28 protein-coding genes are annotated in these 26,883 nt (G+C 68.9%); 15 read left to right on the plus strand and 13 right to left on the minus strand.

Features of this window, described 5'->3' with window-relative positions; translation table 11 throughout:
- Positions 1-88: 88 nt before the first annotated feature.
- Positions 89-1,024 (plus strand): hypothetical protein, encoded by a 936-nt coding sequence (locus tag OG300_RS29220; protein WP_405486424.1) that lies wholly within the window; start codon positions 89-91, stop codon positions 1,022-1,024.
- Positions 1,025-1,141: 117 nt separating this feature from the next.
- Positions 1,142-2,398, plus strand: a complete 1,257-nt coding sequence (locus tag OG300_RS29225) for an AMP-binding protein (RefSeq protein ID WP_405486426.1) — start codon at positions 1,142-1,144, stop codon at positions 2,396-2,398.
- A 106-nt stretch (positions 2,399-2,504) separates the two neighbouring features.
- Here the strand turns inward: OG300_RS29225 and OG300_RS29230 are convergent, their stop codons facing one another.
- Positions 2,505-3,740 (minus strand): Ig-like domain-containing protein, encoded by a 1,236-nt coding sequence (locus OG300_RS29230; RefSeq protein WP_405486428.1) that lies wholly within the window; start codon positions 3,738-3,740, stop codon positions 2,505-2,507.
- A gap of 63 nt (positions 3,741-3,803) precedes the next feature.
- Positions 3,804-4,898, minus strand: coding sequence for a UDP-N-acetylmuramate dehydrogenase (locus OG300_RS29235; RefSeq protein ID WP_405498721.1), 1,095 nt, complete (start codon positions 4,896-4,898; stop codon positions 3,804-3,806).
- A gap of 41 nt (positions 4,899-4,939) precedes the next feature.
- Here OG300_RS29235 and OG300_RS29240 point away from each other — a divergent pair, with 41 nt between their 5' ends.
- From OG300_RS29240 to OG300_RS29250, 3 genes are all read left to right on the plus strand, one after another.
- Positions 4,940-5,425: a DUF2505 domain-containing protein gene (locus tag OG300_RS29240; protein ID WP_405486430.1), complete on the plus strand. Its 486-nt coding sequence runs from the start codon at positions 4,940-4,942 to the stop codon at positions 5,423-5,425.
- Positions 5,426-5,456: 31 nt separating this feature from the next.
- The gene (locus OG300_RS29245) at positions 5,457-5,972 is read left to right on the plus strand and encodes a DUF2505 domain-containing protein (RefSeq protein ID WP_405486432.1); all 516 of its coding nucleotides are present in this window, start codon (positions 5,457-5,459) and stop codon (positions 5,970-5,972) included.
- Between the two features lie 68 nt (positions 5,973-6,040).
- A complete protein-coding gene (locus OG300_RS29250; RefSeq protein WP_405486434.1) occupies positions 6,041-6,742 on the plus strand; it encodes a class I SAM-dependent methyltransferase in 702 nt (233 codons plus the stop codon).
- A 121-nt stretch (positions 6,743-6,863) separates the two neighbouring features.
- On the opposite strand, the gene OG300_RS29255 is transcribed toward OG300_RS29250, so the two are convergent.
- Positions 6,864-8,354 (minus strand): hypothetical protein, encoded by a 1,491-nt coding sequence (locus OG300_RS29255; protein WP_405486436.1) that lies wholly within the window; start codon positions 8,352-8,354, stop codon positions 6,864-6,866.
- Between the two features lie 78 nt (positions 8,355-8,432).
- Positions 8,433-9,035 carry a hypothetical protein gene (locus OG300_RS29260; protein WP_405486438.1) on the minus strand — a complete coding sequence of 201 codons (603 nt, stop codon included), beginning with the start codon at positions 9,033-9,035 and terminating at the stop codon, positions 8,433-8,435.
- Between the two features lie 611 nt (positions 9,036-9,646).
- On the opposite strand from OG300_RS29260, the gene OG300_RS29265 reads away from it, so the two are divergent.
- A complete protein-coding gene (locus OG300_RS29265) occupies positions 9,647-10,357 on the plus strand; it encodes a DUF2993 domain-containing protein (protein ID WP_405498722.1) in 711 nt (236 codons plus the stop codon).
- Here OG300_RS29265 and deoC read toward each other — a convergent pair.
- Positions 10,354-11,013, minus strand: coding sequence for a deoxyribose-phosphate aldolase (gene deoC / locus OG300_RS29270; RefSeq protein ID WP_405486440.1), 660 nt, complete (start codon positions 11,011-11,013; stop codon positions 10,354-10,356). The two genes, OG300_RS29265 and deoC, sit on opposite strands and share 4 nt — an antisense overlap.
- Positions 11,014-11,101: 88 nt before the next feature.
- Between deoC and OG300_RS29275 the strand changes: the two genes are divergently transcribed.
- Both OG300_RS29275 and purU read left to right on the plus strand, forming a co-directional pair.
- Positions 11,102-11,632 carry a GNAT family N-acetyltransferase gene (locus tag OG300_RS29275; protein WP_405486442.1) on the plus strand — a complete coding sequence of 177 codons (531 nt, stop codon included), beginning with the start codon at positions 11,102-11,104 and terminating at the stop codon, positions 11,630-11,632.
- A 60-nt stretch (positions 11,633-11,692) separates the two neighbouring features.
- Positions 11,693-12,574 carry a formyltetrahydrofolate deformylase gene (gene purU, locus OG300_RS29280; protein WP_405486444.1) on the plus strand — a complete coding sequence of 294 codons (882 nt, stop codon included), beginning with the start codon at positions 11,693-11,695 and terminating at the stop codon, positions 12,572-12,574.
- A gap of 61 nt (positions 12,575-12,635) precedes the next feature.
- Here the strand turns inward: purU and OG300_RS29285 are convergent, their stop codons facing one another.
- The 6 genes from OG300_RS29285 to OG300_RS29310 form a co-directional block, all read right to left on the minus strand.
- Positions 12,636-13,640, minus strand: a complete 1,005-nt coding sequence (locus OG300_RS29285) for an alpha/beta fold hydrolase (RefSeq protein WP_405486446.1) — start codon at positions 13,638-13,640, stop codon at positions 12,636-12,638.
- A gap of 77 nt (positions 13,641-13,717) precedes the next feature.
- A complete protein-coding gene (locus tag OG300_RS29290; RefSeq protein ID WP_405486448.1) occupies positions 13,718-14,740 on the minus strand; it encodes an alpha/beta fold hydrolase in 1,023 nt (340 codons plus the stop codon).
- A gap of 161 nt (positions 14,741-14,901) precedes the next feature.
- Entirely contained in the window at positions 14,902-15,186 is a 285-nt protein-coding gene (locus OG300_RS29295) for a DUF2516 family protein (RefSeq protein WP_405486450.1), read from the minus strand.
- Positions 15,187-15,318: 132 nt separating this feature from the next.
- A complete protein-coding gene (locus OG300_RS29300) occupies positions 15,319-15,981 on the minus strand; it encodes a heparin-binding hemagglutinin (protein WP_405486452.1) in 663 nt (220 codons plus the stop codon).
- Positions 15,978-16,541: a helix-turn-helix domain-containing protein gene (locus OG300_RS29305; protein WP_405486454.1), complete on the minus strand. Its 564-nt coding sequence runs from the start codon at positions 16,539-16,541 to the stop codon at positions 15,978-15,980. The genes OG300_RS29300 and OG300_RS29305 overlap by 4 nt, the downstream gene beginning before the upstream one ends.
- A 124-nt stretch (positions 16,542-16,665) precedes the next feature.
- Positions 16,666-17,967, minus strand: coding sequence for a DUF445 domain-containing protein (locus OG300_RS29310; RefSeq protein ID WP_405498723.1), 1,302 nt, complete (start codon positions 17,965-17,967; stop codon positions 16,666-16,668).
- 194 nt (positions 17,968-18,161) lie between these two features.
- On the opposite strand from OG300_RS29310, the gene OG300_RS29315 reads away from it, so the two are divergent.
- The 3 genes from OG300_RS29315 to OG300_RS29325 all read left to right on the plus strand — a co-directional run bounded on the left by OG300_RS29315 (position 18,162) and on the right by OG300_RS29325 (position 21,723).
- Positions 18,162-18,917 carry a TetR/AcrR family transcriptional regulator gene (locus OG300_RS29315; protein WP_405486456.1) on the plus strand — a complete coding sequence of 252 codons (756 nt, stop codon included), beginning with the start codon at positions 18,162-18,164 and terminating at the stop codon, positions 18,915-18,917.
- 110 nt (positions 18,918-19,027) lie between these two features.
- Complete coding sequence (locus OG300_RS29320; RefSeq protein WP_405486458.1) at positions 19,028-20,455, plus strand: ABC1 kinase family protein; 1,428 nt, start codon at positions 19,028-19,030, stop codon at positions 20,453-20,455.
- A gap of 26 nt (positions 20,456-20,481) precedes the next feature.
- Complete coding sequence (locus OG300_RS29325) at positions 20,482-21,723, plus strand: saccharopine dehydrogenase family protein (RefSeq protein WP_405486460.1); 1,242 nt, start codon at positions 20,482-20,484, stop codon at positions 21,721-21,723.
- 23 nt (positions 21,724-21,746) lie between these two features.
- Here OG300_RS29325 and OG300_RS29330 read toward each other — a convergent pair whose 3' ends face one another.
- Positions 21,747-22,295 carry a TetR/AcrR family transcriptional regulator gene (locus OG300_RS29330; protein WP_405486462.1) on the minus strand — a complete coding sequence of 183 codons (549 nt, stop codon included), beginning with the start codon at positions 22,293-22,295 and terminating at the stop codon, positions 21,747-21,749.
- Between the two features lie 136 nt (positions 22,296-22,431).
- Here OG300_RS29330 and OG300_RS29335 point away from each other — a divergent pair, with 136 nt between their 5' ends.
- Complete coding sequence (locus OG300_RS29335) at positions 22,432-23,346, plus strand: esterase/lipase family protein (RefSeq protein WP_405486464.1); 915 nt, start codon at positions 22,432-22,434, stop codon at positions 23,344-23,346.
- A 19-nt stretch (positions 23,347-23,365) separates the two neighbouring features.
- Here OG300_RS29335 and OG300_RS29340 read toward each other — a convergent pair whose 3' ends face one another.
- A complete protein-coding gene (locus OG300_RS29340) occupies positions 23,366-24,322 on the minus strand; it encodes a hypothetical protein (RefSeq protein WP_405486466.1) in 957 nt (318 codons plus the stop codon).
- A gap of 52 nt (positions 24,323-24,374) precedes the next feature.
- Here OG300_RS29340 and OG300_RS29345 point away from each other — a divergent pair, with 52 nt between their 5' ends.
- From OG300_RS29345 to OG300_RS29355, 3 genes are all read left to right on the plus strand, one after another.
- Entirely contained in the window at positions 24,375-25,073 is a 699-nt protein-coding gene (locus OG300_RS29345) for a TetR/AcrR family transcriptional regulator (RefSeq protein ID WP_405486468.1), read from the plus strand.
- Positions 25,074-25,214: 141 nt separating this feature from the next.
- On the plus strand, positions 25,215-25,970 hold the full coding sequence (locus OG300_RS29350) for an ESX secretion-associated protein EspG (RefSeq protein ID WP_405486470.1): 756 nt from the start codon (positions 25,215-25,217) through the stop codon (positions 25,968-25,970).
- A gap of 49 nt (positions 25,971-26,019) precedes the next feature.
- On the plus strand, positions 26,020-26,871 hold the full coding sequence (locus tag OG300_RS29355; RefSeq protein WP_405486472.1) for a polyphosphate kinase 2 family protein: 852 nt from the start codon (positions 26,020-26,022) through the stop codon (positions 26,869-26,871).
- Positions 26,872-26,883: the final 12 nt, after the last annotated feature.

Genomic DNA, 26,883 nt, shown 5'->3' on the forward strand with positions numbered 1-26,883 from the left:
GCGTCCGGAACGAGAGAACCGACGGCGTCCACGACACTCGATGCGACAACCGGGAATTCGCCGCCGGTAGGGCTGTGCGAATGCGGGGATGAGCATGGGGATCGTGATCGCGGCCGTCACCGCGGAAACCGGGGACGGTGATCCCCTCGAACGGGCCGCGGCCGCCGCCCGCCGCGCCATGGCCACCGCCCGCATCGGTCCGCACCAGGTCGACGCCCTGATCAACACCGGGGGCCGCCCCGGCAGCCAGTTCACGGGCGAGGCGGTGTCGGCGCTGATCGGGCGGCGGGCCGGCATCGGCGACAGCCCCCGCGCGGACGGTCTCCCCTGCCTGACCATCGACCTGTACGACGGCCCCGCCAGCATCCTGCAGGCCGTGCAGGTCGCACACGCGCTGCTGCACACCCCCGCCATCCACCGCGTCCTGCTGGTCTCCGGAGACGATCGACCCGCGAAATCACCGCCGCGCCCGGACTTCCCGGCCGCCGCCGCCATCCTGCTGGAGCACCATCCGAACCACGCCATCGGCTTCACGACGCTGCACGTCAGTGCCGAATCGGCCGCCGAGGGCGGTACCGGCGCTCCCGCAGCAGGCCGGTTCGCCGCAGGCCCGCAAACAGATTCGGACACCGGCGCATCCGACGACGATGGACCGCCCGCGGGCGCACCCCGCCCGCAGTCCGCGGGTCACGCCGCCGTGCCGGTGGAAGAGCTGCTGGGGCATGCGGTTTCGGCCGCGAGCGAGGCCCTGGAAGTTGCCGGGGTGCCCGTGGCCCGGGCCGTGTTGATCTGTGGCGGTTCGGCTCCCGGGTTCGCCGCGCTGCTGGCCGGGCGGCTGGGCATCGCGGCGGATGCGGTGCGGGCCGGGGACGCGGTGGGCGGTGCGCCCGGTTCGGCACTCCCTGTCGCCTATCTGGCCGCCCTCGACAGCGGCAGGCTCGCCGATGCCGACGTAGCCTTGTTCGTGGCCGCCGGGCCGGGTGCCGCGGCCGCCGCGATCGCCTACCGGCTCCCGAAACCGTAAGCCGCCGCACGGAACCCGCCGGAGGAACGCCATGAACGAACCGTGGATACCCGCCGCCCGCCGCGTCGGCCACCATCGTGAACCAGATCCGTGCGAACCAGACTTGGCGGACATTCGATGACCGCCGGGAACGGTTCCGCGGGTGAGGATTTCCTGACCCTGCTGCGGGATCAGGTGCTGCGCACACCCGACGCACCGGCGCTCGGCATGATCGGCGAACGTCCGCTCGGCTACGCGGAATTGGATGCCCGCATCCGGCTGGTCGCGAAACGCCTGCAGAGCCAGGGCTTCCGGCCCGGCGAGCGGATGCTGTTCACGCTGCGGCCGGGCGTGGACTCGGTGGTGCTGGTCTTCGGCACCATCGCGGCCGGCGGCACCATCGTGGTGGTGGACCCGAACACCGGCAACGGGCTGCCCACCCGGCAACTGGAGCGGGTGCAACCCGGCTGGGCCGCAACGGAATCGCTGCCGCACCTGCTCAGCGGGCCACTGCGCGGGGTGGCGCGAAGACTCGGGTTGCCGCTGCCCGCGCTCGGCGATCTGACGTCGGGGCCGGCGGTGCGCCACATCCACGCCGGGCCGCGCGTACCCGGCACCCCGCCCGGGTCGATTCCACTGCGGCACCTGGTCGGTTCCGGGCCGGGCTGGTCGGGCGCGCCCACCGGTTCGACCTTCGACACCCTCCCCGAGGATCCGGAGGCCGAGGCCCTGATCCTGTTCACCGCCGACGCGGAAGCCGTTGTGCACACCCGGGGTTCGGTCGGCGCGGGACTGGTCGCGCTGGCCGCGGGCGGCAGCCTGATGCCGGGCTCGCACCTGCACACCGAACAGTTGATGATGGGCCTGCCCGCGCTCCTGGAGGGCGCGCGGTGGTCGATGCCGCGCTTCCCGCGCTTCGGCACCCACGTGGACCCGATCGCCTTCGCCCGCACCCTCGGTGCGGCGACGCACGCCGCCTTCACCTCCGACACCCTGGCGGTGGTCCTCGACGCCATCGAATCCGGGCGGCTGACCGCACCGGCGACGCTGCGCGAGATCACCCTCACCGGCGTACCGGCCGACACCGAGCTGCTACGCCGCGCGCACGCCGCACTGCCCGACTGCGAATTCCTGATCGTCTACGGCAGACCCGAGATCATGCCGATAGCAATAACTTCCGGCACGCTGAAACTCGATTTCGAGGGCCCCGGCGACCCACTCGGCCCGCTCGCCGAGGGCGTCGACGCCCGCCTCACCGACGAGGGCGAACTCATCGTCTCCGGTCCGCACCTGTGCCACAACTACTTCGGCGAACCCGCGATGAAGGAGATCGCCACCGGCGACCTCGCCCGCTTCCAGGACGACGAACTGATCCTGCTGGGGCGCAAGGGCTGAATCCTGCTGGGGCGCAAAGCCTCGGTCCCACTGGGGCGCAAAACCCGGGCCCGGAATCGCGAAAGGCCGGACGATTCAACGGAATCGCCCGGCCGTCACGTTTGGATCAGCGGCCGCCGACCGGCTGCGGCGGGACGGCGGTGGCCGAAACCACCGCAGCGGGTTCGCCTTTCAGCGCCGAGAGGCTCTTCCAGGTTTCCCAGTCGATGGTCCAGTCGTAGATGTCGCCATCCGCGGCCGAGAGCTGGATGCGGGTGCCGGTGACCTCGACCGGGTCGCCGTAGAGGGCGGTCGGAAAGTAGGCCTGCGCGTCACCGGGGCTGAGGTTGATGCAGCCGTTGGTGACGTTCGAATTGCCCTGCGCGGAAATCGATTCCGGGTTGGCGTGAATGAACTCACCGTTGTTGGAGATGCGTACGGCCCAGCGCTCGCGCGCGTTGGTGTAGAACGGCGGATTCGACATCACGAAGTCCTCGTACTTCTCCGTGACCACGTGGATGCCGGAGCGGGTGACGTTGCGGTCCTCGTTGCCCTCGCCGTAGCTGCACGCGAAGTCGAACACCACGCCGCCGTCGCGCACCACCTGCACGCGGTGGCTGGACGCGACGCCCTTCACGATCTGCGAGCGGCCGATCTTGAAGTCGGAGGTGAGGTCGGAGTCGCCGAACACGCCGCCGCCCAGATTCTGGCCGTACAGCTTGGCGCCCACGTGCACCGCGGTGCCGGGCTGCCAATATTCGCGCGGCCGCCAGTGCGCGCGGGAGCCGCCGTTCTCGTCCGGCAGCCAGGCCCACGAGCCCTCGGTGGCCGGGGTCGCGGTGACGACGAACGCCTTCTCGGCGGCTTCCTTGTCCTCGACGTGGCCCTTGAACTGCATGATGATCGGCGCCGCGATGCCGACCTCCTGGCCGTCACCGATATTGATGGTGGCCGGTGCGGTGACCTTCGGGCTGACCGTGGTGAATTTGCCGTCGATCGGGACGGGCTTGTTGTCGGTGCCGATCGCGGTGCCCGACCAGGTGTAGACGACCCCGTAGCCGAGCGGCTCGTTCACGGTGAACTTGCTGCGGGTGGCGTCGAAGGTGCCGGTCACCTGCTTGCCGTTGGAGTTGGTCAGGGCCAGCTGGTCGATGCGACCGTTGGCCACCGATACCGACGGCAGGGTGGTCGGGTTGACGTTGTCGGTGCCGTTGCCCGGTTCCAGGGTCACCTTGGCGGCCGGGACGGCGGGCTGGGCGGGCGTGCCGCTCTTACCCGACGTCGAACACCCGGCGACCAGTACAGCCGACGCCGCCAGCGCGGCTCGGATGGCCGCCCGGCGGGACAGTCCTCGATTGCTCACTTTCTCGACCCTACCCCCGCAAACCGTGTATCCCGGACGCTGAATGGTGGCGCAAGCCACCCGCTACAGGCTGACTCCCACGGTGACCGGCTCCGGTTCCAAGTGCACTCCGAAGCGTTCAGCAACACCGTCGCGAACTTCGCGGGCGAGGGTGACCAGATCGTTCGCGGTAGCCGCACCCCGATTGGTCAGCGCCAGCGTGTGTTTGGTCGACAAACGCGCCGGAGCCCCGTCGCCGGGAAAACCCTTGGCGAAGCCGGCGCGCTCGATGAGCCAGCCCGCGGAGAACTTTACCCCGCCGTCGCCGGGGTAGGTGGGCACGGCCACCTCCGGACCTGCGAATGTGGCGATCGCCTCACGTACGGCAGCCACCTCACTGTCCGGAATGACCGGATTGGTGAAGAACGAACCGGCACTCCAGGTGTCGTGATCGCCCGAATCCAGCACCATGCCCTTACCGGCACGCAGGCGCAGCACCTCGGCGCGCACCGCCGCCGCCGGACGCGACTCGCCGTCCTGCGCGTCGAAGGCCCGGGCCAGCTCCCCGTACCGCAGCGGCGCACTCGAACCGTCCGTGCGCAGGGCGAATTCGACCGCCAGCACCACCGCGGCCGCACTGTGCTTGAGAACCGAAGTGCGGTAACCGAATCCGAGCTCGGCGGGCTCCACCCAGCGAATCTCGCCGGTCGCCCGGTCCAGCAAACGCACCCGGCGCAGCAAACTCGCCACCTCGACCCCGTACGCGCCCACGTTCTGCACCGGCGTCGCCCCGGCCGAACCCGGAATCCCCGACAGGCATTCCAGCCCGCCGAACCCGGCCTCGACGGTCGCGGCCACCACCGCGTCCCAGTTCGCGCCCGCCTCGGCGAGCACCACACCGTCACCGATCTCGACACCGGAATTCGCGATCCGCACCACGACCCCGTCGAAACCGGCGTCGGAGATCAGCAGATTCGAGCCGCCGGCGATGAGCAGCACCGGAATTCGCGCCTCGTCCAGCTCCCGCACGGTGGCGACCAGCGCGTCGGTGGATGCGCACTCGGCCACCGTGGCCGGGCCGCCCACCCGCAGGGTCGTCAGCTCCGCCAGCGGCAGGTCGGCGCGCACACGGGCGCCGTGAGCCGTGAGCCGGTCACGCAGGTCGTCGAACGCCACCACCCGAGAAGTACGCACAGGCACAGACGGTAGCCTGTCCGACCATGGCGACACCTCTGGCCTTCACTGCGCACTCGACCCATCCCATGGCCGCGGTGCGCGCGGCGTTCGCCGACGAGCAGTACTGGAAGGACCGCATCGAAGCGGTCGGCGGGCCGAACGCCCGGATCGACAGCATCGCCATCACCGGCGACCAGGTGCGCGTCGCGATGGTGCAGACCATCCCGCCGTCGGAGCTCCCCCCGCAGATCACCACGATCAAGCCCGACGGCCTGGTCATTCCGCGCATCGAGACCTGGCACGGCAGCGGCGGCACCGTCGAGGCGCACGTGGACGGCGCGCCCGCCACCGTCAACGGCACCCTCACCGTCACCGACGACGGCAGCGGCTCCACCTTCGTGGTGGACGGCTCCATCGACGTGAAGATCCCGCTGTTCGGCAAGAAGATCGAGGCCGCCATCCAGCAGCACCTGACCGAACTGCTCGAGCGCGAGGCGGAGTTCACCGACAATTGGCTGAGTTCGCACTGACGGGGCCCTCCCGGCAGTAACCTGAGCGATCGTGGCCCGCCGACTCGACTATTCCGCGCGTTATCCGCTGCACACCACGCACGAGGTGTACGCGGCGATGATGAACCGCGATCACTGGGATGCCCGCATCGAGGAACTGCGCAAGCACTCCCCGAACGACATCGTGAGCCTCGACTCCGATGGCGACGGCATCACCGTCGAACTGCGGCACACCCTGCCGCGCGACACCCTGCCCGATATGGCGCAGATGGTCGTCGGCAAGGACATGGTGATCAGCCGCCGTGAGACCTACGGACCCTTCGGACCCGAGGTAACCGGCGAATATACCGCCGAAATCCCGGGCGGGCCCGGCACTCTGGGCGGCACCATGCGACTGTTCCCCACCGAAACCGGGTGCACCCTGCGGACCTCCTCCAAGGCGCAGGTCAACATTCCGTTCTTCGGGCGCAAGCTCGAACAGCTGATGCTGGTGAACCTGGTGGACCTGTTCCGCGCCGAAGCCGAGGTGACCAAGAACTGGCTGGATCAACAGCACCCCGTCGGGTAGTCAAACCGATCGGGACGATCACCCGCGGCACCACCGGCATCAACAGGCTGCGCCGCGGGGATCGATGGATGAGTCACGACCCACTGGTCGCCAGTCGTTTGCTGGATGCCGTGGATCCCCTCGTTGTCGACCTCGGATACGGTGCCAGCCCGGTCACCACGCTCGAAATGGCGGCCCGGCTGCGCACCGTGCGACCCGACCTACGGGTGGTCGGCCTGGAGATCGACCCCGCCCGCGTGGTGCCCGGCCGCGACGGCGTGAGCTTCGCGCGCGGCGGCTTCGAGCTCGCCGGATTGCGGCCCACCCTGGTGCGCGCCTTCAACGTGCTGCGGCAGTACCCGGAATCGGCTGTCCCCGAAGCCTGGTCGACCATCCAGTCCGGTCTGGCACCCGACGGCCTGCTCCTCGACGGCACCTGCGACGAACTCGGCCGCCGCTGCGCCTGGATCCTCCTGGACCGCGAGCGCCCCCTGTCACTCACCCTGGCCTGGGACCCCTTCACCGTCGACACCCCCTCCGATATCGCCGAACGACTACCGAAGGCGTTGATCCACCGCAACATCCCCGGCGAACCCATCCACGCGCTGCTCGCCGCCGCCGACCGCGCCTGGGCCGTCGCCGCACCCCTGGCCCCCTACGGCCCCCGCGTCCGCTGGCGACACGCCGCGAATCTCCTACGCGAACAGGGGTTTCCACTCCGCCCCTACCGCCGCCGCCTGCGCGACAACCTGCTGACCGTCCCATGGTCGGCGGTCGCGCCACTCCCCTGAACCCGCCGCCGGGGTCACGACCGCGAGTTACCCTGGGCCCCTACGGTCCCCGTACTCCAGCCCCTTCGCGGGCAGCATCGGCCGACCGCAGGCTGCAATGATCCGCGCACTCACGCGCGGATCATTGGAGCTTGTGGAACAGCTCGCCGAGAGTGCCGGAGACCGCGGCGGGGGCGAGCAGGGAGCGCGGGGCGAAGGGCTGACGCCACAGACCACCGTGGGCCGCGCCCCGGGTGAACATGGCCTCGGGGTTGAAGATTCGCGGGTCCTGATCCGCGTGCAGGTCGGCGACCAGTTTGGCGGCCAGCAGGGTGCGCGCGGTGGCCGGATCGAAGACCTCGATGCCGAAACGGTTGGCGGCGCGGTAAGCAGCGGTGCGCCAGCCGTTCTCGCGGATCAGCGAGCGCGTCCACGCGGGTGGGGCGACCGTGAAGGAGACGGTGTGACCCGCCGCCCGGGCCCGCACCGCACGCCAGCGCGGAAGTCGCTGGGCCAGCGCGTAATCCGGGCCGGACCAGGCCGGGAGGTTGTCGAACAGGCCCCACGCGCCGCCGTCGGTGTCGAAGATCGGGCGGGTGTAGTTCAAGCGGTAGAAGGAATTCGGGGCGACACGGTGCACCAGGTCCTGTGCGCTGCCGCGAATTCCGCGGCGCGTCAGGTGATCCCGGGCCGCCGCCACCACCGACGCCGGTACCGCGTAGGTGTCGGTCGGCGAACCCAGCAGTGCCAGCGCGGTTTCCGGGCGATGCCGCAGCAGTGTCTCGGCGAGCACATCACCGGCCGCCGCCAGCCGCACCCCGGCCGCACCGGGCAAACCCGCGTACAGGCCGAGCACCGGCCGCACCGGACTGTGCTCGATGATCCATCCGGCCAGCGCCGGAAAACTTCTGGCGATATCCACGCCGGGACCGTTGTCGGACAACGGATACCGCAGCACCCCGGCCCCGGTGGCGGCGATCTCGCGCAGCTTCTCCCAGCGCGCCCGGCCCGGCCGATCCACGGCCAGCACCTCCGCACCCCAGTCCAGCAGCGGCCGCAGCGGGCCGAGCTCCGCGCCCGCACCGGTCACGGTCACCCGGAAACCGTTGAGGCGCAGCCACTCCGGATTGTCGACCACCTGCTCGACGGCGGCCGCGAAATCCGCTTCGACAATGCCTCGGTCACGCCAGTCGGCCAGCTGCCGCCGCAGTTCGTCCTCGGCGAGCACCCGTCCGCGCCAGGGCACTTCGAGGCGGGTCGCCGGTGCGGCGGTACCGGCCACCACGGCCGTCTCCAGCCTCGCCCCGTCGGCGACGGCGTCCACGTCGACCTCGTCCAGCGTCGACACCGTGCGGCCCACCGCGAACCGCAGCATGTGCCGCATCGACAACAGTCCGGCCTCGGCGATACCCAGCGAGATCTCGGGCGAGGTGATCGCCAGGGCGGTCAGCCCGCGGAACACCCGGTGATATCCGTGCCGCCAGTCCCGGCAGGTCTCCACGGATTGCGCCAGATCGGCGTCGTACGGGCGGACGGCGTCGGCGACCACCGCCGCCGAGAACATGTCCGCGATCCGATCGGGAGGGCCGGGCGGAAACACCAGATCCCATACGCCAGCACCGACCGTACCCATGGTCAGTCACCCTGCCACGAATCCGGGCTTCGCAAAACTCGAAACCTGCATGGTGGAATCCCCGCTCCCGCCGCGACCTCAGGTGCGGGTCAGCGCCCGATGCAGGCGGGCCGCCGTCGGCGGGTCCAGAGCCGAACTGGCGGAACGGATCTCGGCGCGCGCACAGCGGTGGATGGCGACCGCGTCGGCCACCACCTCGTCCAGCGCCGCCTGCCCGATCCCGGCCTCGGCCAGATCCAGCACAGTGCGCAGCGGCGTCGTCACCAGGAACGCGCCCGCCGACTCCACATCCTTGCGGGCGAAACTGCGGCGCAGCACCACCAGCCGCGGCGACAGCGGAAACCGGCCCACCCGGGCCGAGAGATGCACGAAACGCGGCCGCAACCGGCCCAATCCGTGCAGTTCGGCGGCACTGTGGTGGGAGACCGCGGCCGCGCCGTCGAACCAGGCCGACCACATGGCGTACTCGTCGAGCGGACCGTCCGGCCAGTCGGCCAGCCGCAGCAGACCCACCCCCGAACGCAGAATGCTGCCGTCGCGCAGACCGTCGCGAATACGGACCTCACACCCGGTGCGCAGCACCTGCCGGGTTGTGAAGTACCCCGCGTGCCGCCCGGCCGTCTCCCGCAGCGCGAGCCATCCGTGTTCCGGATCCGGCTCCGGTGCCGCGTCCCCTGCCATGGTTCTCAAGGCTACGCCGGACCCCTGTGGGTTACGTCACAATCCGGACGTGTGAGCCGACACCTCACTGGAAGCTCAGAGCTCACACAGAAAGCTCGGGAACAATCGCCCCCATGAGTTCGAACCCCACCTCGGACGACGCGACCAACCGCGACGCCGCCACCGGCGCACCCGCCAATGGCACCGGACCCGCCGACCACGGCACCGAAGTGCTATCCGCGGACGCCACCGGGCAGCCGGTCGAACTCGGCAAGCCCGACAGCACCCCCACCGAAGTCCTGGGCGCGCAACAGGATCCGCGCACCGAGGTGATCAGCGGCGGACAGTCCGCCGAATGGTGGTCGGACGCCGCGCATCCCGGCGAACAACCCACCCAGGCCATCCCCGCGACCCCGGCGGCGCATCCCGGCGAGGCCGCCTACGCCGACTCCGCCACCGTATCCGCCGACTCCCCCACCACCGCCTACGGCGAGGCCGGCGCGACCGCCGCGTACGGCAACACCGGCACCGCCGCCTTCTCGGCCGCCACCCCGCAGTCCGGCAGCTCGCAACTTCCGCCCGGCACGCCGCCGCCCGCGAAAGTCGGTGGCGGACAGGGAGGATCGTCCGGCATGCGCCGCAATCGCAAGACCCTGCTGATCGTCGGCCTGGTGGTCGCGCTGCTGCTGGTCGGCGGCCTCGGCGGCGGCGAGGCCTACGCCCGCCATCGCGTCGAGAACTGCATCAGCTCGCAGTTCCAGCAGCAGATGGGCTCCAAGATCGACGTGTCGTTCGGCTGGAAACCGCTGCTGCTCACCATGTTCGACAACAAGGTCTCCTCGGTGACCGTCGACAGCGACGACACCAAGTTCGGGCCCGCGCAGGGCATGGTCGTGCACGCCACCTTCAACGACGTGGTGCTGAAGGACGACGGCAAGGCGGGCGGCACCATCGGCAGCTCCACCGCCGACGTCACCTGGAGCAACGACGGCATCGTGAAAACCCTGGGCGGCCTGGTCTCCGGCGCCACCTCCGACCCGAGCACCGGCACCCTCAGCTTCAGCGTGCTGGGCGGCCTGGCCCAGTTGCAGGTCAAGCCGCAGATCGTCGGCGACAAGGTGCAGGTGCAGACGGTGGCGGCCTCGCTGCTCGGCTTCGGTCTGCCCACCGACCTGGTCTCCGGCATCGTCGACCTGATGACCGAGAGCCTGCAGTCCTACCCGATGGGCCTGACCGCCACCAAGGTCGAGGTCACCAAGGACGGCCTGCACATCGCACTGAAGGGCGGCCCCGCCGACCTGCAGCCCGCCCAGGGCCAGCAGCAGACCAGCGTCACCTGCTAGCCCGGAAACCCTTCCAGCACTTCACGAGACCGTGACAGACCCAGCCGCGTAGCGCCGGCGGCGATCATCTCCGCCGCCTGCGCCGCGGTGCGGATGCCGCCGCTGGCCTTCACGCCCAGCCGCCCGCCGACCGTCGCCGCCATCAATCCGACCGCGTGCGCGCTGGCACCGCCGGACGGATGAAAACCGGTGGAGGTCTTCACGAAATCCGCGCCCGCCCGCTCGGCGGCCCGGCACGACTCGACGATCGCCTCGTCACTCAAGGCCGCGGATTCCAGGATCACCTTCAGCAGCGCCCGGTCACCGATCGACTCGCGCACCGCGATGATGTCGGCCAGCACCGCGTTGTAGTCGCCCACGCGCGCCGCGCCCACATCGATGACCATGTCCACCTCGGCCGCGCCCTGCTCCACCGCCAGCCGCGCCTCCGCGCCCTTCACCAGCGAATGATGTTTGCCGGACGGGAAACCCGCGACCGTCGCCACCACCAGATCCGGCGCGCGCACCGGCAGCATGGACGGCGACACGCAGATCGCGAACACGCCCAGTGACCGGGCCTCCTCGATGAGCGCCGTGACGTCCGCGGCAGTGGCCTCGGGGGCCAGCAGGGTGTGATCGATCATCGCCGCCACATCGGAGCGGGAAATCTCAGCCATGGGCACCGAGTTTCGCAGATCTTCACAATCGGGCCGCGCTCGGGCGAAACCTTTGCGGCCCGCAGCCGCTGTCACGCACACTCTTAGTGTGCTGATCCGTCGTGAACGTACCGGTGATGCCGCCGCGATCGACTCGGTGCACCGCAGCGCTTTCGCCTCGACCGATTCCCCGACCCCCGAATCCGGCGCGCAACCGGCCGAAATCGGGCTCGTCCACCAACTCCGCGACGGATCCGCCTGGATCCCGACGCTGTCACTGGTGGCCGAATTCCGGGACCGCGTGGTCGCCCACGTCTGCCTCACCCGCGCCGGTATCGGGCCGTTCCCGGTGCTCGCGCTCGGGCCGATCGGGGTGCACACCGACCATCAGGGCCACGGCTTCGGCTCCGCCCTCATGCACGCCGCCCTGGGCGCCGCGGACGCCCTCGACGAGCCCCTCGTCGGCCTGCTCGGCAGCCTCGACTACTACCCGCGCTTCGGCTTCGTCCCCGGCACCAGGCTCGGCGTGCTGCCCGACGACCCCGAATGGACCTCGCACTTCCAGGTCCGGCCGCTGACCGCCTACGAAACCGAGATCAAGGGCGACTTCCGCTACGCCGACGCCTTCTACGCGCTGTGACCACGGGCGTCGACTCGCCCCTGTGATCCGGTGCCCGAGGGTTGCTGGGAAGATCGACGGATGAGTTCCACCCCGGACGACCGCCGCTACGTGCTCACCCTGGGCTGCCCGGACCGTCCCGGCATCATCGCCCGCATCACCTCCTTCATCGCCGAATTCGGCGGCTCGATCGTGGAGGCGGGCTACCACTCCGACCTGGATACCGGGTGGTTCTTCACCCGGCAGGCGATCAAGGCCGCGACCGTCCCGTTCGATCTGACCGAACTGCGCGAACGGTTCACCGCCGTCGCCGCCGAACTGGGTCCGGAAACCGATTGGCAGCTGCTCGATTCGGGGGCGAAACGCCGGGCCGTGTTGCTCGTCAGCAAGGACGGGCACTGCCTGCACGACCTGCTCGGACGCGCGCACAGCGGGGAACTGCCCGCCACCATCGAGGCCGTCATCGGCAACCATCCGGACCTGGCCGCCATCACCGAGGCGCACGGCATCAAGTTCCATCACGTGCCGTTCCCCAAGGATCCGGCCGAACGCGGACCCGCCTTCGAACAGGTGCGCGAACTCGTGGACTCCTTCGATCCGGACGCCGTGGTGCTGGCCCGCTTCATGCAGGTGCTGCCCGCGAGCCTGTGCGAGCACTGGGCCGGGCGGGCCATCAATATCCACCACAGCTTCCTGCCGTCGTTCGTCGGCGCGCGGCCCTACCATCAGGCGTTCGCGCGCGGCGTGAAGCTGATCGGCGCGACCTGCCACTACGTCACCGCCGAACTGGATGCCGGGCCCATCATCGAGCAGGACGTCACCCGCATCGACCACTCCGACACCGCGCACGACATGGTCCGCCAGGGCCGCGACATCGAACGCGTGGTGCTGGCGCGGGGACTGCGCTGGCATCTGGAGGGCCGGGTGCTGGTGCACGGCCGCCGCACCGTCGTCTTCGAATGAGATCCGCAAACACCAACGCCCGCCGCCGCTTTCGCGGGGCGGGCGTTTTCGTGCGGCGGTGTCAGCCCGCGACGGCGATCGGGCCGCGGCGCGCCGTATCGATGACCCGGCGCAGTTCGTCGTTGAACTCCCGCTCGGCCTCGATGTTCACCAGGTGCCCGGTGGGCAGGATGGTGTAGCGGTCGAGATGTCCTGCGGCGGCGAGGGTATCGGCGATCTCACGGGAGTGGATCTCCGGCAGCAGCCGGTCGTGCGAACCGGCGATCACCGTGGTCGGCACCGTCAAATGCGCTGCGGCGCCGTGCAGATCGAGTTCCAGCAGACCTCGGGCCACGGCCGCGCGCACCGACGGACGGCACGAGCGCACGATCGAGGTGCCGAACAGGATCTGATCGCGGGTCGCCCGGCGGGTCATCAGTCGGTGCTTGGCGATCAGGTTGATCGCCGGGCCGCCGGGCAGCGGCACCGGGGTGCCGAACAGTGCCAGCGCCAGCCAGTCCGGACCCGGAATGACATCGTTGAGTAGCGGAATCACGGTGGCGCGGTTGGGAATCTGGCGCGCGGCCGTGGTGGCCAGCAGCACCGCGGAGGCGCGCTGGGAGACCTGCTGCGGGTACCGGTCGGCCCAGGCCTGGATGGTCATGCCGCCCATGCTGTGCCCGACCAGGACCGCCCGCTGCCCCGGACGCAGCACCGCGTCGAGGATGTCGGAGAAGTCGTCGGCGAGCTGCGCGGCGCTGAAAGGCCGGGTGCCGCTTTCACTTTCACCGTGACCGCGCTGATCGAAGGCGATCACCCGGTAGTCCCCGGCGAACGCGTTGATCTGCGGATTCCAGTATTCGATCGAGCAGGACCAGCCGTGTGCCAGCACCAGGACGTCACCGTCGGCGGGCCCGTAGGCATGCACCCGCAGGCGGGCGCCGTCCCGGGTGGTCACGGGAACGACGTCGGCGGGGCGGGGGGTATTGAGGGATTCGGTCCGGTACACCCGGGACCGCAGTCCGGTGCGAAAAGGGGCGGTCAGCGCGTCCGCGCCGACTCCTGCCTCCGGCAGTTTCACCAGCATGAGCACTCCTTTGTGTTCCGGACCACAGTACCGCGCTTGCTACGGTGCTTGCTAGTGCAAGCACCCATATATTTCGGCTACGCGCTCACTACCTGAGCGGGAATCCCGAACGCGGACTCCGCAACCCGCGCGAGCTCCTCGTTGAACTCGCGGTAGGCCTCCACATTTCCTAGATGCCCAGTTTTCAAGATCCGGAAACCATCGAGAGTGCCCGTCTCGGTGAGCATTTCGACGATCCGCTCGGAATGCACCACCGGCGTCATATCGTCCTCGGAGCCCGCGATGACCGTCGTCGGCACCGTCAGATTCGCCGCGCCGCGCCCGACGTCCAAGTGCGCCAACAGGGTTCCGAACTTGCCGCGCACCCGCGCCGGACACGATCGCACGATGTTCTGACCGAACGCCGCGATCTCGCCGACCGACGCCAGGCTCATGATGCCGCGACGGAACAGCCAGGTCACCGGTGGAATCGGCGGGAAGACGATGGGCGCGCTGAGGCCCAGCAGACCGAGCGCGAACGGCAACCGCACCGCACCGCGATTGAAGAACGGCATCACGGTGGTCTCGCGAATCAGGTTGCCCGGCGCGGTGTTCGTCAACAGCACGGCCAGCGCGCGGCGGCGCACCTGCTCCGGGTAGCGACCGGCCCACGCCTGCATGGTCATGCCGCCGAGGCTGTGGCCCACCAGCACGGCCCGCTGGCCCGGCCGCAGCACCGCGTCCAAGACGCTCTCGAGGTCGTCGGCGAGCTGATCGGTGGTCAGCGCCGCGCTGCCCGCGTCGCTCTCGCCGTGTCCGCGCACGTCGTAGGCGATGACGCGGTAGTCCCCGGCGAAGGCGTTGATCTGGGGGTTCCAGTATTCGAGGCAGCAGGTCCAGCCGTGCACCAGGACCATGACGTTGCCGTCGGCGGGGCCGTAGGCGTGGACGCGCAGTCGCGCTCCGTCGTTCGCGGTGACCGGGACGACCTCGTAGGGTCCGCTGGGCGGGTTGAGATCCGCGTTGGCGTAGGTCCGGGTCCGCAGGTCCGCCCGATGCCCGCGCACCAGGTCGCGAACCTTCCGGCCGAGGTCAGCTGGGTGAGGCAGCATTGCCCGCATAGGACACTCCTTTGTGTTACTGCTGGATACAGTAACCTGCGCCACGCGGTGCTAGCTAGTGCAAGCACTCGAAAAGTTTCCGAGTCGCAAGCTTCCGCACCCCGGAAACGAAACAACCCCCGACTCCGACGAGCCAGGGGTTTCGACGCTTCGACGGGGTGCTACCAGCGCGGTCCACGCTGGATCTCGTCCACCTTGGGCCGCACATCGGCCAGATAGACACCGGTGGCCACGATCGCCGCGAGACTCAGCAGCTGCACCGGAGTCTGCGCCAGCAGCAGCGCACCCAGTGACGCCAGCAGGATCGCGATCCAGATCGGCTTGGTCAGCTTGTCGACGGCCGTGAAGGCATCCGGACGCTGACGGATGGCATGCACGAGGGCGAACACCGTCATACCGAGTGCGCACAGCTGCAACACCCACAGGATCATTCCGGGGATTCCCATCACCCGCTCATCATACGGAGCGCGGCCGTAGTCACCAGCGCTGAAGACACGACCCCCGCACACACCTGTGGCCCCCGCACGCCGTTGTGCGAGGGCCACAAGCTTTTTCGACTGCGGATCAACCGCGGCCGCTTACTTCTTCGCGGCAGGCGCGGCCTTCTTGGCCGGAGCCTTCTTGGCCGGAGCCTTCTTCGCGGGGGCGACCTTCGGCGCCTCGTCGACCGGAGCCGACTCGGTGGTCACGTCCACGACCTCGGCGTCGACGGTCTCGGCGACATCCTCGACGGTCTCCTTGGCGCGGCCCAGGTACGGGCCGACCTGCTCGGAAACCTTGCCGATCACGTCCTGGGTCTGCGCCAGCAGGTCGTTGTAGCGCGACTCGACCTGCTCGAAACGCTCTTCGAAGGCCGGGTTGGTGCGCAGCTTCTCGACGGTCTCCTCGCCGCGGGCGGCCAGGTCGGTGTAGAGGTCCAGCAGCTGGTGGTAGTACTGGTCGACCAGCTTGCGCAGCTCGTCCGGGGTGGCCTTCTCACGCAGCTCGGCCAGATCCTCGGGCAGCTCCGACGGCAGCGCCTGCACGCGCTGACGCAGGGTCTCGACCTGCTCCTGCAGGTCGGCCGGGAGGTTGGCGAAACGCTCGCGGGCCTCTTCGACGCGGCCGGAAACGTCGGCGCCGACAGCGCGCTCACGCAGCTGCGAGACCAGGTCGAGGGCGGCGGCGTAGATGGCGTCGCCCGCACCGACGGTCGCGTAGATCGGCTTGGTCACAGTGGCGGTCAAGGTGGTTTCGGTCATTGCTCGTTCTCCTGGCGTGGCGGAACTTCGGTTTGGCTGTGCGGAACCTCGTTGTCCCTGTTTCCCCCGGGAACGCCCCCCATCAGGTCCGTTGCGTCCCCTGCGTCCTCCTCGTCCGCCGCGCCGAGACTCTCCGCGTGGAGGGTCTCCGCTTCCCGGCGGAACGATTCGTAGATGTCCAGGAGGACCTGCTTCTGCCTTTCGGTCAGATGCGTGTCTGCCAGCAGGGCATCCCGGACGGGGCCGTGCGGCCTCTGCTCGAGGTACCCGGCCCGCATGTACAAGACCTCCGAGGACACCCGCAGACCCTTTGCGATCTGCGCGAGCACCTCGGCGGACGGATTGCGCAAGCCCCGTTCGATCTGACTCAGATAGGGGTTGCTCACCCCCGCCAGCGTGGCGAGCTGGCGCAGCGAGACCTGGGCGGCCTCGCGTTGCGCCCGGATGAAGCCCCCGATGTCGTGAGCCGCGTTGGCTACGCGGCCTGACCGATCTCCGGCGGCGGACGTCTCCGCTTCGTCGCCCTCGAACGGTTCGGGTACCTCGGGATCGTGCTTCATCACTCACCTTCCGGCGGTTGTGCGGTCAATTCTAGGACTGGGTGCTAACTCTTGCAAGCGCTCTGCTAGCACCATTTCGGCAAACGCCTGGCGCCACGCCGGAGGACCCATTCTGGACAAACGTTCAGCCATTGAAGAGCAAATGCGACACCGCGTAGATCACCAAGCCCGCCAGCGAACCAACGACCGTGCCATTGATGCGGATGAATTGCAGATCCTTACCCGCGGCCAATTCGATCTTGCGACTCGCCTCGTCCGCATCCCAGCGGGCAACGGTGTCGCTCACCAGGGTCGCGACCTCGGCGCCGTAATTGGTGACCAAATATCGGACCCCGCGCTCGAGCCACGCGTCGACTTTCCCGCGCAACTCCGGATCGGCCGACAGGCGCTCGCCCAGCTGTTGCACATTCTCCGAAACCTTACGGCGCAGGGTCGAATTCGGGTCGTCCGCGGACTCCAGGATCATCCGCTTGGCCGCCCGCCAGGTGGCCTGCGCCATCCCGGTGATCTCGTGCCGGCCCATCAGCTCGGTCTTGATCTTCTCGGCCTTCTCGATCATGTTCTCGTCGAATTGCAGATCGTGTGCGAAGTCCTCGAGGAACTGGTTCGCCGCCAGCCGCACCTCGTGATCGGGCTGGGTGCGCAGCTTCCAGGTGAATTCCACCAACTCCCGGTAAATGCGCTCGGCCAGCAGCGTGTTCACGAATTTCGGCGCCCAGGACGGTGCGTCGCGATTCACGATACGGTCCAGCGTCTCCTGTGAGTCGAGCGCCCACTGGTGCGCGCGCTCGGCCAGCAGATCCAGCAGTGGAGCCTGCCGATTGTCGTGGATGAGTTCGTTGAGCACCTTGCCGATCGGCGGACCCCACTGCGGCTCGGCGATGCGTTTCACTATCGTCTGATCGATGATCTGCTCGACGTCCTCGTCGCGCAGCACCCCGACCACCGCGCGCAGCATGGTCGCCGCCTCGTCCGAAACCCGTTCGGCGTGTTCGGGATCCGCGATCCAGCGACCCAGACGTGCCGGGATCTGCGCCGAGTTCACCTTCAGGGCGACCGCGTCGGGGGACAGGAAGTTGGTGCGGACGAACTCGCCGAGGCCCTCACCCACCTGATCTTTTTTCTTGCGGATGATGGCGGTGTGCGGAATCGGCAGGCCCAGCGGATGACGGAAGAGCGCGGTGACGGCGAACCAGTCGGCGAGCGCGCCGACCATGCCCGCCTCCGATGCGGCCTTCACGTAACCCACCCACGCGCCCACGTCGCCACGCGAGCCCAACCAGGCGCAGACGATGTAGATGACGGTGGCGGCGGCGAGGAAACCGGTGGCGATGGCCTTCATCCGCCGCAGCTCACGCTGCTTGCCGGTGTCGTCGAGGAGGTCGGCGAAGACTCCGCTGGGCGGGGCGTTCTTCGGCTTCGGCATGGTCGGCTCGAGTACCCCGGCACTGCCGGCAGGTTGCTCCATATGTTCCATTCTGGCGCGTATCGGTCGCTGATCCGTGTCAGCGGGTGTGACGAACCACCCGCCGCCGCCGTCCCGAACGGCGTCGGGCGGCCCCGCGCGGGGCTTAAGCTGAATAGGCCCAGCCCAGGACTCATCAGAGGAGCCCACTCAGCGTGACCAGCAAAGGCACCGTGAGTGCCGCCGTGGATGCGGCCGCCAGCCCCCGCGGTGGTCGCGAGGACGGCCGAAAGCGCCGTTGGCAGCAGCACAAGATCGATCGCCGGGAGGAACTGGTCGACGGCACCCTCGCCGCGATCCGCGCCCGCGGCGGCGACGCCGGAATGGACGAGATCGCCGCCGAGATCGGCGTTTCGAAAACCGTGCTGTACCGGTATTTCTCGGACAAGCTGGATCTCACCCGCGCCACCATGGAGCGGTTCATCGAGACCACGCTGATGCCGCGCATCTACGAGGCGATCAGCGACGACCTCGACGAATACCAGCTGGTCCGCAACACGCTGGCCGCCTACGTGCACACCGTCGATTCCGACACCGATGTGTACCGCTTCATCATGGGCAACGGTTCGGCCACCGACACCTCCACCCTCGCGGACTTCGAAAAGCTCTTCGCGCAGGTGGTTTCGGCGGTCATCATCGACAAGGCCTTCGACCGCGGCGTGCAGACCGAAGGCGCGATGCTGTGGGCCTACGTGCTGGTCGGCGGCGTGCAGCTGGCGACGGACTGGTGGATCACCAACCGCACCATGTCCAGCGAGGAAATGCTCGACTACCTGACCATGATGGCGTGGAGCGCCGTCGAGGGCATGGTCCGCACCGGCGGTGACCGGCACTGGTTCAATGCCCAGCAGCATTCGCTGCCGGATCCGGAGAACGGTGCGAAGCCGGGTGCGCAAACTAGTGCTAGCTGAGCGCTAGCACCGGAGATCACAGTGTGGTTAGGCTGAACGCGGCGGCCACACAGGGGTGAACCGTCGCGTCGGCACCAACGGGGGTGTTGGCTCCCAGTGGAGGATCACTGATGGCGAAAGAGCTGCCCACATCCAGGCTCGCTCGGGGGACGAAGCTGGGCATTGCCGTCGCGGGCAATGCGATCCGCGCCCAGAAGACCCGCCGATCCATGCGCGGCAGATCCGAGGCGGTACGCGCCCGGATGGCCGAGGAGTCGATGATCCGGGCCACCGAACAGATGGTCATGGTGCTGGGCACCATGAAGGGCGTCGCCATGAAACTCGGGCAGATGCTCTCGGTGCTGGATCTGGATCTGGTGCCGCCCGAGCATCGCGAACGCTTCCAACGACGGCTGGCGGTGCTGCGCGACAGCGCGCCCTCGGTCTCGTTCGAGGTGATGCGCGCGGTCATCGAGGAAGATTTCGGGCAGCCGCTGGAGGCGGTGTTCGCCGAATTCGGTGCGGAGCCGGTCGCGGCCGCATCGATCGGGCAGGTCTACAAGGGGACGCTGCACGACGGGCGTGAGGTCGCGGTGAAGGTGCAGTACCCGGGCATCGATGCCGCGGTGCGCGCGGACCTCAAGAACCTGGCCATGTTCCGGCGCATCCTGCAGTCGGCGATGCCGTGGGTGACGCCCGCGGTGCTCGACGAACTGCGGCTCAACCTGGAGAGCGAACTCGACTACGTCGCCGAGGCCAACACCCAACGGCAGATCGCGGAGCTCTACACCGGGCACCCCTTCATCTTCGTGCCGACCAGCTATCCCGAGCTGTCCACCACCCGGGTGCTGGTCAGCGAGTATTTCCCGGGGCGCGGGTTCGAGGAGATCCGGGAACTGCCCGCCACCGAACGCAATCGGATCGGCGAGATCATCTACCGGTTCTACGTGGGTTCGCTGTTCACGTTCAACGAGTTCTGCGGCGACCCGCATCCGGGCAATCTGCTGCTCGGCGCGGACGGCCGGGTGGCGTTCCTGGACTTCGGGCTCTACAACCGGATGGATCCCGAGCACGTGGAGTTCGAGGCGATCTGTATTCGCGCCGCGGCCGAGGATCGCGCGGAAGACCTGCGCGACTTGATGATTCAGCGCGGCATCATCGAATCACCGGACGAGATCACACCGGAGGAGTGCCTGGAGTACGCGCTGGCCGCGTGCGAATGGGCGCTGGTGGACGAGGATCTCACCATCACCCCCGAATTGGCTTCCGGCGCTTTCGTGCTCGCGGTGGATCCGCGCGGCGGCGACTTCGAGGGCATGAAGCAGCAGAACCTGCCGCCCGAGCATCTGTTCTCGCGGCGCGCGGACTTCCTGACCTTCGGCATGCTCGGGCAGTTGGAGGCGACCGGGAACTGGCATCGCATCGCCCGGGAATGGCTCTACGGCGACGAGCCGGTCACCGAGCTCGGTCGCGAACATCAGCGGTGGATGGCGAGCCGTCCCGCACCGGCCCCCACCACGGGGCCCGCCAAAAAGACCCGTAAGCGCGCCAAGGCGTGAAAGACGACTCGAAAAGGTGAGACACAGTGGCTGACAGGGAATTCGACCTCGTCCTATTCGGCGCGACCGGCTTCGTCGGCAAGCTGACCGCGGAGTATCTGATCCAGGCCGCTCCGGCCGGGGCGAAGATCGCGCTGGCGGGCCGGTCGGCGGAGAAGCTGGCCGCGGTGCGCGCCGAGCTGGGCGCGGCGGCCGCGGAATGGCCGCTGGTGCAGGCGGATTCGACCGATCAGGCCAGCCTCGACGCGCTCGCGGCCCGCACCAAGGTCGTGGTGACCACGGTCGGTCCGTACCTGCGTTACGGCGTCCCGCTGGTGCAGGCGTGCGCGGAGAACGGCACCCACTACGCGGATCTCACCGGTGAGCCGCTGTTCATCCGCGACTGCATCGACCGCTTCGGCGACAAGGCCGCCGAGACCGGCGCGAAGATCGTGACTTCCTGTGGCTACGACTCGATTCCGTCGGATCTGAGCGTCTACCAGCTCTACAAGCGCACCGTCGCCGACAACACCGGTGAGCTCACCGACACCACGCTGGTGGCGTGGCTCAAGGGCGGAATGAGCGGCGGCACCATCGATTCCGGTCGCGCCATGATGGAGGCCATCGCGGCCGACCCGGCCAAGGCGTCGGTGATGTCGCACCCGTATTCGCTGAGCCCCGACAAGGCCCTGGAGCCGGATGTCGGCCGCCAGACCGATCAGGCGCTGCAGCGGGCCTCGAACATCGATCCGAGCCTCAGCGGCTGGGTGTCGACGTTCATCATGGGCGCGCACAACACCAAGATCGTGCGCCGCTCCAACGGCCTGCTGGGTTGGCCGTACGGCAAGAACTTCCGCTACCGCGAGGTGATGAGCGCCGGGTCCTCCCCCACCGCGCCACTGGTCGCGGCCGGTATCGCGGGCGGCATCGTGGCCACCATGGCGGCGGGCGCGGTGCTGTCGCGGGTGTCGGCGGGTCGCAAGCTGCTCGACCGCATCGTCCCGAAGCCGGGCACCGGCCCGAGCGAGAACGCCCGCCGCAGTGGCTGGTTCACCATGCGGACCTTCGCCAACACCACCTCGGGCGCGAAGTACGTGTGCACGTTCGCCGGCAAGGGCGATCCGGGCTACCAGGCCACCTCGGTGATGCTGGGCCAGGCGGGTCTCTGCCTGGCCTTCGATTCGCTGCCGGAGCTGGCGGGCATCCTGACCCCGGCCTCGGCCATGGGTGACGCGCTCACCGATCGGCTTCGCAAGGCGGACATCACCATCGAGGTCGATCCGGCCTGAGCCGCCTGCCCGCGTCGCGCGGATCAGCCGGGTTTCCGGTCGACGAGCGCGGCGAGGGCGGCGCGCAGCGCGGGTTCCGGCTCACCGGAATACAGCTCTGCCAGCGCGATTTCGGCCGCCATCGCCACCACCAGCGCAGCGACGGCGCCGGGATCGTTCCACCCCATGGTGGTCAGGTCGGGCGTGATGAGACCGGCCACCACCTGGTTGCGGGCCTGCACCTCCTCCAGCAGGTCGGTGTCGGTACGAGACTGGGCGAGAAAGGCTTTGGTGCCGACCGTCCGCAGGCAGCCGTCGAGGTAGGCCGTGAGCCCCAGATGCAGTCGCTCCCGCCCGGGTTCCAGGCCCGCGACGACCGTCAGGACCGTGACGGTCAGCTCGTCGTGGTAGCGGCGATGCAGGGCGATCACGTAGCTGCGCCGGTCCGAAAAGTGGTGGTAGAAGGTGCCTTTGGCCATGCCCGCGGCGGCCACCACGGCATTGACGGACAGGCCGCGCAACCCGGTGCGCGCGGCGACCTCCGCGCCCGCCTGCAGGAGGGCGGTGCGGCCCGGTTCGGCAGGTCGGGGCATCTCCGAAATCCTTTCGTGCGCTTGCTCTTCCCTTTCGGGCAGTACGGATATTACCCTGTGACCGACCGGTCGGTCACGCCTGTCGCGCAGGGGGTGTCCGGCGCGACCGACCGGCAGTACGAAACAGGGAGTGCCCATGCGCCTGACCATCCTCGCCGCGATCACGGCCCTGTTCGCGGCCTGCGTCGCGGGCCACGCGGCCGCCGACCAGCCGGATCCGAGCTACAGCTACTTCGGTGGCCTCGCCGCCGAGCTCACCGCACCCGGCCAGGCGCCACCCGGCGCGAACGATTGGACCTGCGAACCCGGTGCGGCACACCCGGATCCGGTGGTGCTGCTGCACGGCCTCGGCAACGACACCATCGCCTGGAACACCCTGGCACCGCTGCTGACGAATGCCGGATACTGCGTTTTCAGCACCACTTACGGCACCGGCGGCCTGGGACCGACCTTCGGCGCGGTCGCACCGATCGACACCAGCGCCCACCAGATCAGCGACTTCATCGACCGGGTGCGCGCCGCCACCGGCAGCGAAAAGGTCGATCTGGTGGCCCATTCCATGGGTGGCGCGGTGTCGTTCTACTACCTGAACCACCTGGGCGGCATTCCGAAGGTCGGTCGCTTCGTCGCACTGGCCGCCCCGTTCCACGGATCGACGGTCAGCGGGCTCGCGGACCTGCAACCGCTGCTCGAATCCTCCCCGCTCGGTGCGCAATTGACCGCGCAGTGCGGTCCGTGCGCACTGTCACCGGGCGCCCGCAACGCGATCGACCTGGACGCGGATCCGGCTCTGGCACCGGATATTCGGTTCACCACGATCGTCACCCGCTACGACGAGATCGCCACCCCGTGGCCGACGGGCCTGCTGACGGGGCCCAATGTCGACCCGGTCGTACTGCAGGATCTGTGCCCGACCGATTTCACCGAGCACAATGAACTGACCGCTGATCCGGTCGCGGTGCGCGTGGTCCTCAACGCACTCGATCCTGTTGCCGCCGAACCGGTTTCGTGCCGGGTGGTGCTGCCGTTCGCCGGTCCGATCGGCGGATAGGCGACAACAGCCCCTGGTTTCACCCTGTGACGCCGCGTTCGGCGATCAGCTCCCGGTAGCGGTCGAACGCGGGTTTCGGCGTGTAATCCGAACGCAGCAAACCGAGTTCGTAGAACGGGCTGCCGTTGTCGCTGTCGGCGTCACGCAGGGCGAAGTGTTCGTAGGTGGTGATGTGCAGCTCGTCGGCGAGTCCGTCGACGGTCTCGACCACCGTGGTGAGCACTTCGGACTGGCGGTCGTAGGGTCGTCCAGCGCTGGTGGCCCAACCGTTTTCGGTGATGTGAATCGGGGTGGTGTCCGGGATGCCCGCCGCGGCGAGGCTGTCGCGCCGGAAGGCGGTCACCACCGCGGTGATGGCGGCCGTGAGCCGATCCCCGGGGATCGGCCGGAAGACGTCGGGGAAGAAGTCGAGGCCCGCGTAGCCGAGGGCGTCGCGGAATTCGGCGCCGCCGCGGCGGCCCAGATCGGTCCAGAACTCCTGTGCCGGATCGAGAGTGGGCGTGGAGTTGCAGCCGACGAGGACAACGAGCCCGAGCCGGTCGATCTCGTCGCGCGCGGCCAGCACGCCTTCGACAATGGCCTGCCGGACCGCCGCGCTCCCGCCGTCGCCACCCGGTCCGTCGTGGTTGGCTTCCTCGGCGATCTGGAGGCTGGTGAGCACCTCGCCGTGGTCGCGAATCTGCTTGCGCAGGAAGGTGAGCCATCCGGTCAGGTCGTGGCCGGGCTCCCGGAAACACACCACCAGGTCCAGCGTCCGCGGCCCGCCGCAGTACTGCCACGGCTCGGGCGGGGCGGATCGGTGCAGGTTCAACGCGTCGCTGTACTGAACGTAGCCGCGCACCACGAACGGCCGGTCGCCGTGCAGCCGGTCGAGTGCCTCGGTGATGCGTTCCGGATTCTCGGCCGGTCCGGGCGTGATGTTTCCGGCCTCGTCGGCCCCGAGTCCGCCCGCGTAGATCCCGAATCTGAGTGTCATGGTCCCGACCGTACGCGGAATTTTGGTGTCACACCAATTTTGGAGTGACCGTATGATCTACCGGACGAAGGGAGGCCGGATGGCCCTGCGCGAGGAGAAGAAGCGCGCCACCCGCACGACGCTGGCCGACACGGCGATGACGCTGTTCCTGGCCAAGGGGTTCGACGGGGTGACGGTCGCCGAGGTCGCGCGGGCCGCGAACGTCTCGGTCAACACCGCCTTCAACTACTTCCCCACCAAGGAAGACCTGTTCTTCGACCGCCAGGACGAGGTCGCCGACCGCCTGGCCGCCGCGGTCCGCGACCGCGAGCCCGGCGAATCCGCGGTCGCGGCGGTGCGGCGCGCCTTCCTCGCTCGACTCGCCGCGAACGACCCCACCCTCGGCCTGTCCGCCGAGGCCACCGCCTTCTGGCGCCTGATCGACGACAGCACCGCACTACAGGCCCGGCTGCGCCACCTCGGCGAACGCACGGAAGCCGCACTGGCACAGGCACTCGCGGCGGCCGTCGACACCGGAGTCGACGATCCGCGCCCGCGCCTGGCCGCCGCCGCCATCGCGGGCCTGGACCGGGCACTGCACGCCGAGATCCGGCGCGGCATTCTCGCGGGCGCGGATCCGGAAGCGCTGCGCGCCAGCATCATCGAGCTCGCCACCGCCGAATTCGATTCCGTGGTGGCCGGACTCGCGGGTTACGCCACGAAAATGCCCGCCCGAGGCGCACACCCGGGACCCGAAGGCGACGCGCCGTAAGAATTCGGTGATAGCAATTCGCGATGCGGGTGCGATAGGTCACAGATCGCGCTGTCCGGTGACAGGGCGCACCCGCAGAAACTCTCCGGTAGGGTCGCGATCGGGACGGAGGGTGGTACCCAAGAAAGGGGGGTCGGCCACGTGAAATGGATCCTGACCCCGGACGAGTTCGCGCTGATCTGGACCCGCGAAACCGGTCTGGAACGGCGACCCTACCCACTCGACACCGGCCCCGCGGGGCCCGGAAGTCCGGAGGGCGCACCGGAATTGCGGCATCGCTACGTGCGGCGCACCGATCCGGATCTGGGAGCCGCACTGGCGCTGTGCGCCCGCACCGACACCACCACGGTCACGCTGTACGGCGAGCGCACCGCGGGACCGCGGGCGCGGCGCATTCTCGCGTTCGCGGCGGTGGCGCAGCAGCGGGCCGGGATCCTGGTGTCGCTACCGGACACGGTGACCGTATTGCTGTGCCCGGCCGAGCAATTGGGCCGGGAGCTGGTGGAGATCATCGGGTCCGCGCCGCCGGGCCGGTCGGCTCCGCTGCGCGAACCGCAGCAGGCGGTGCTGTATCCGGACGCCGGGGTGACCGGTGAGATCTCGGCGGTCCGGGCGGTCGACGAGCGGGTGCGGCGCAGTGATCCGGCCCGGGATGCCGACCGTTTGCGCAATGCCGACAGTTTCCGCCGCAAGCTGCGGGAGCCGGTGGACGGACGCGGATTCATCACCGTCACGGTCGAACCCGCGAATCCGCTGTCGCCGCCGACCCGGCATCGCACCTGGCTGGATTTCTCAGGTGACGGCCGATATCTGCTGACCACGGCCGCCGACCTGTCGCTGACGCCGGTCTCCGACGACGAACTGGCCGCTCAGCTGGAGCATCTCGCGCGGGTGTGAATCGGCGCGGTTGCCTGCGCGAAACTCCGTGTCGTGCTACGCATGACGAATGGCGAAGGCGACATCCTGGTCGAAACCGGCCACCAAGGCCCTACGGGCCGATGGCGTGCAGGTGAACGATGTGAATACAGCTGCGACCCCGGGCTTCAAGGGCGACAAGAAGGCCGGTGAGGCCCTGCTGGCCGAGCGCACCCAGGTGCTCTCCGACCTGCAGGAGAAGCTGTATGCCAACGGCCGTTCCGGCGACACCCGCAGCGTGCTGCTGGTGCTGCAGGGCATGGACACCGCGGGCAAGGGCGGCATCGTCCGGCACGTGATCGGCTCGGTCGACCCGCAGGGTGTCGACCACACCGCGTTCGGTGTGCCGACCCCGGAGGAGCAGCGGCACAACTACCTGTGGCGTATTCGCCGGGCACTGCCCAAGGGCGGGCAGATCGGCGTCTTCGACCGCTCGCACTACGAGGACGTGCTGGTGGTGCGCGTGCACGACCTGGTCGCGCCGGAGGTGTGGGAGAAGCGCTACGACGAGATCAACAAGTTCGAGCGCAAGATCGTCGACGACGGCACCACCATCGTGAAGGTCGCCATGTTCGTCTCCCTCGACGAGCAGAAGAAGCGCCTGCAGCAGCGCCTGGACCGCCCCGACAAGTACTGGAAGTTCAATCCCGCCGATATCGACGAGCGCGCGTTCTGGCCCGCGTATCAGGAGGCGTACCAGGCGGTGCTGGATCGCACCAACACCGAGTACGCGCCCTGGCATGTGCTGCCCTGCGACAACAAGTGGTACTCCCGCCTGGCCGTCACCGAACTGCTCATCGACGCCCTGCAGAATCTGAAGCTGGATTGGCCGGCCGCGAACTTCGATGTGGAAGAACAGAAAAAGCGCCTCAAGAAAGCGTGATCAACGCCTGCG

Origin of the sequence: Nocardia sp. NBC_00511 (assembly GCF_045161165.1) — a bacterium.
Lineage (GTDB): Bacteria > Actinomycetota > Actinomycetes > Mycobacteriales > Mycobacteriaceae > Nocardia.

Excerpts from the sequence above, each read along its gene's own strand:
- OG300_RS29335 (WP_405486464.1), top strand. The coding sequence starts at position 22,432 with ATGCGCCTGACCATCCTCGCCGCGATCACGGCCCTGTTCGCGGCCTGC.
- OG300_RS29330 (WP_405486462.1), bottom strand. The coding sequence starts at position 22,295 with ATGCCCCGACCTGCCGAACCGGGCCGCACCGCCCTCCTGCAGGCGGGC.
- OG300_RS29285 (WP_405486446.1), bottom strand. The coding sequence starts at position 13,640 with ATGCTGGTGAAACTGCCGGAGGCAGGAGTCGGCGCGGACGCGCTGACC.
- OG300_RS29255 (WP_405486436.1), bottom strand. The coding sequence starts at position 8,354 with ATGGGTACGGTCGGTGCTGGCGTATGGGATCTGGTGTTTCCGCCCGGC.
- OG300_RS29260 (WP_405486438.1), bottom strand. The coding sequence starts at position 9,035 with ATGGCAGGGGACGCGGCACCGGAGCCGGATCCGGAACACGGATGGCTC.
- OG300_RS29295 (WP_405486450.1), bottom strand. The coding sequence starts at position 15,186 with ATGGGAATCCCCGGAATGATCCTGTGGGTGTTGCAGCTGTGCGCACTC.
- OG300_RS29290 (WP_405486448.1), bottom strand. The coding sequence starts at position 14,740 with ATGCGGGCAATGCTGCCTCACCCAGCTGACCTCGGCCGGAAGGTTCGC.
- OG300_RS29305 (WP_405486454.1), bottom strand. The coding sequence starts at position 16,541 with ATGAAGCACGATCCCGAGGTACCCGAACCGTTCGAGGGCGACGAAGCG.
- OG300_RS29225 (WP_405486426.1), top strand. The coding sequence starts at position 1,142 with ATGACCGCCGGGAACGGTTCCGCGGGTGAGGATTTCCTGACCCTGCTG.
- purU (WP_405486444.1), top strand. The coding sequence starts at position 11,693 with ATGAGTTCCACCCCGGACGACCGCCGCTACGTGCTCACCCTGGGCTGC.
- OG300_RS29355 (WP_405486472.1), top strand. The coding sequence starts at position 26,020 with ATGGCGAAGGCGACATCCTGGTCGAAACCGGCCACCAAGGCCCTACGG.
- OG300_RS29240 (WP_405486430.1), top strand. The coding sequence starts at position 4,940 with ATGGCGACACCTCTGGCCTTCACTGCGCACTCGACCCATCCCATGGCC.
- OG300_RS29265 (WP_405498722.1), top strand. The coding sequence starts at position 9,647 with ATGCGCCGCAATCGCAAGACCCTGCTGATCGTCGGCCTGGTGGTCGCG.
- OG300_RS29340 (WP_405486466.1), bottom strand. The coding sequence starts at position 24,322 with ATGACACTCAGATTCGGGATCTACGCGGGCGGACTCGGGGCCGACGAG.
- OG300_RS29345 (WP_405486468.1), top strand. The coding sequence starts at position 24,375 with ATGATCTACCGGACGAAGGGAGGCCGGATGGCCCTGCGCGAGGAGAAG.
- OG300_RS29220 (WP_405486424.1), top strand. The coding sequence starts at position 89 with ATGAGCATGGGGATCGTGATCGCGGCCGTCACCGCGGAAACCGGGGAC.
- OG300_RS29250 (WP_405486434.1), top strand. The coding sequence starts at position 6,041 with ATGAGTCACGACCCACTGGTCGCCAGTCGTTTGCTGGATGCCGTGGAT.
- deoC (WP_405486440.1), bottom strand. The coding sequence starts at position 11,013 with ATGGCTGAGATTTCCCGCTCCGATGTGGCGGCGATGATCGATCACACC.
- OG300_RS29300 (WP_405486452.1), bottom strand. The coding sequence starts at position 15,981 with ATGACCGAAACCACCTTGACCGCCACTGTGACCAAGCCGATCTACGCG.
- OG300_RS29310 (WP_405498723.1), bottom strand. The coding sequence starts at position 17,967 with ATGCCGAAGCCGAAGAACGCCCCGCCCAGCGGAGTCTTCGCCGACCTC.
- OG300_RS29320 (WP_405486458.1), top strand. The coding sequence starts at position 19,028 with ATGGCGAAAGAGCTGCCCACATCCAGGCTCGCTCGGGGGACGAAGCTG.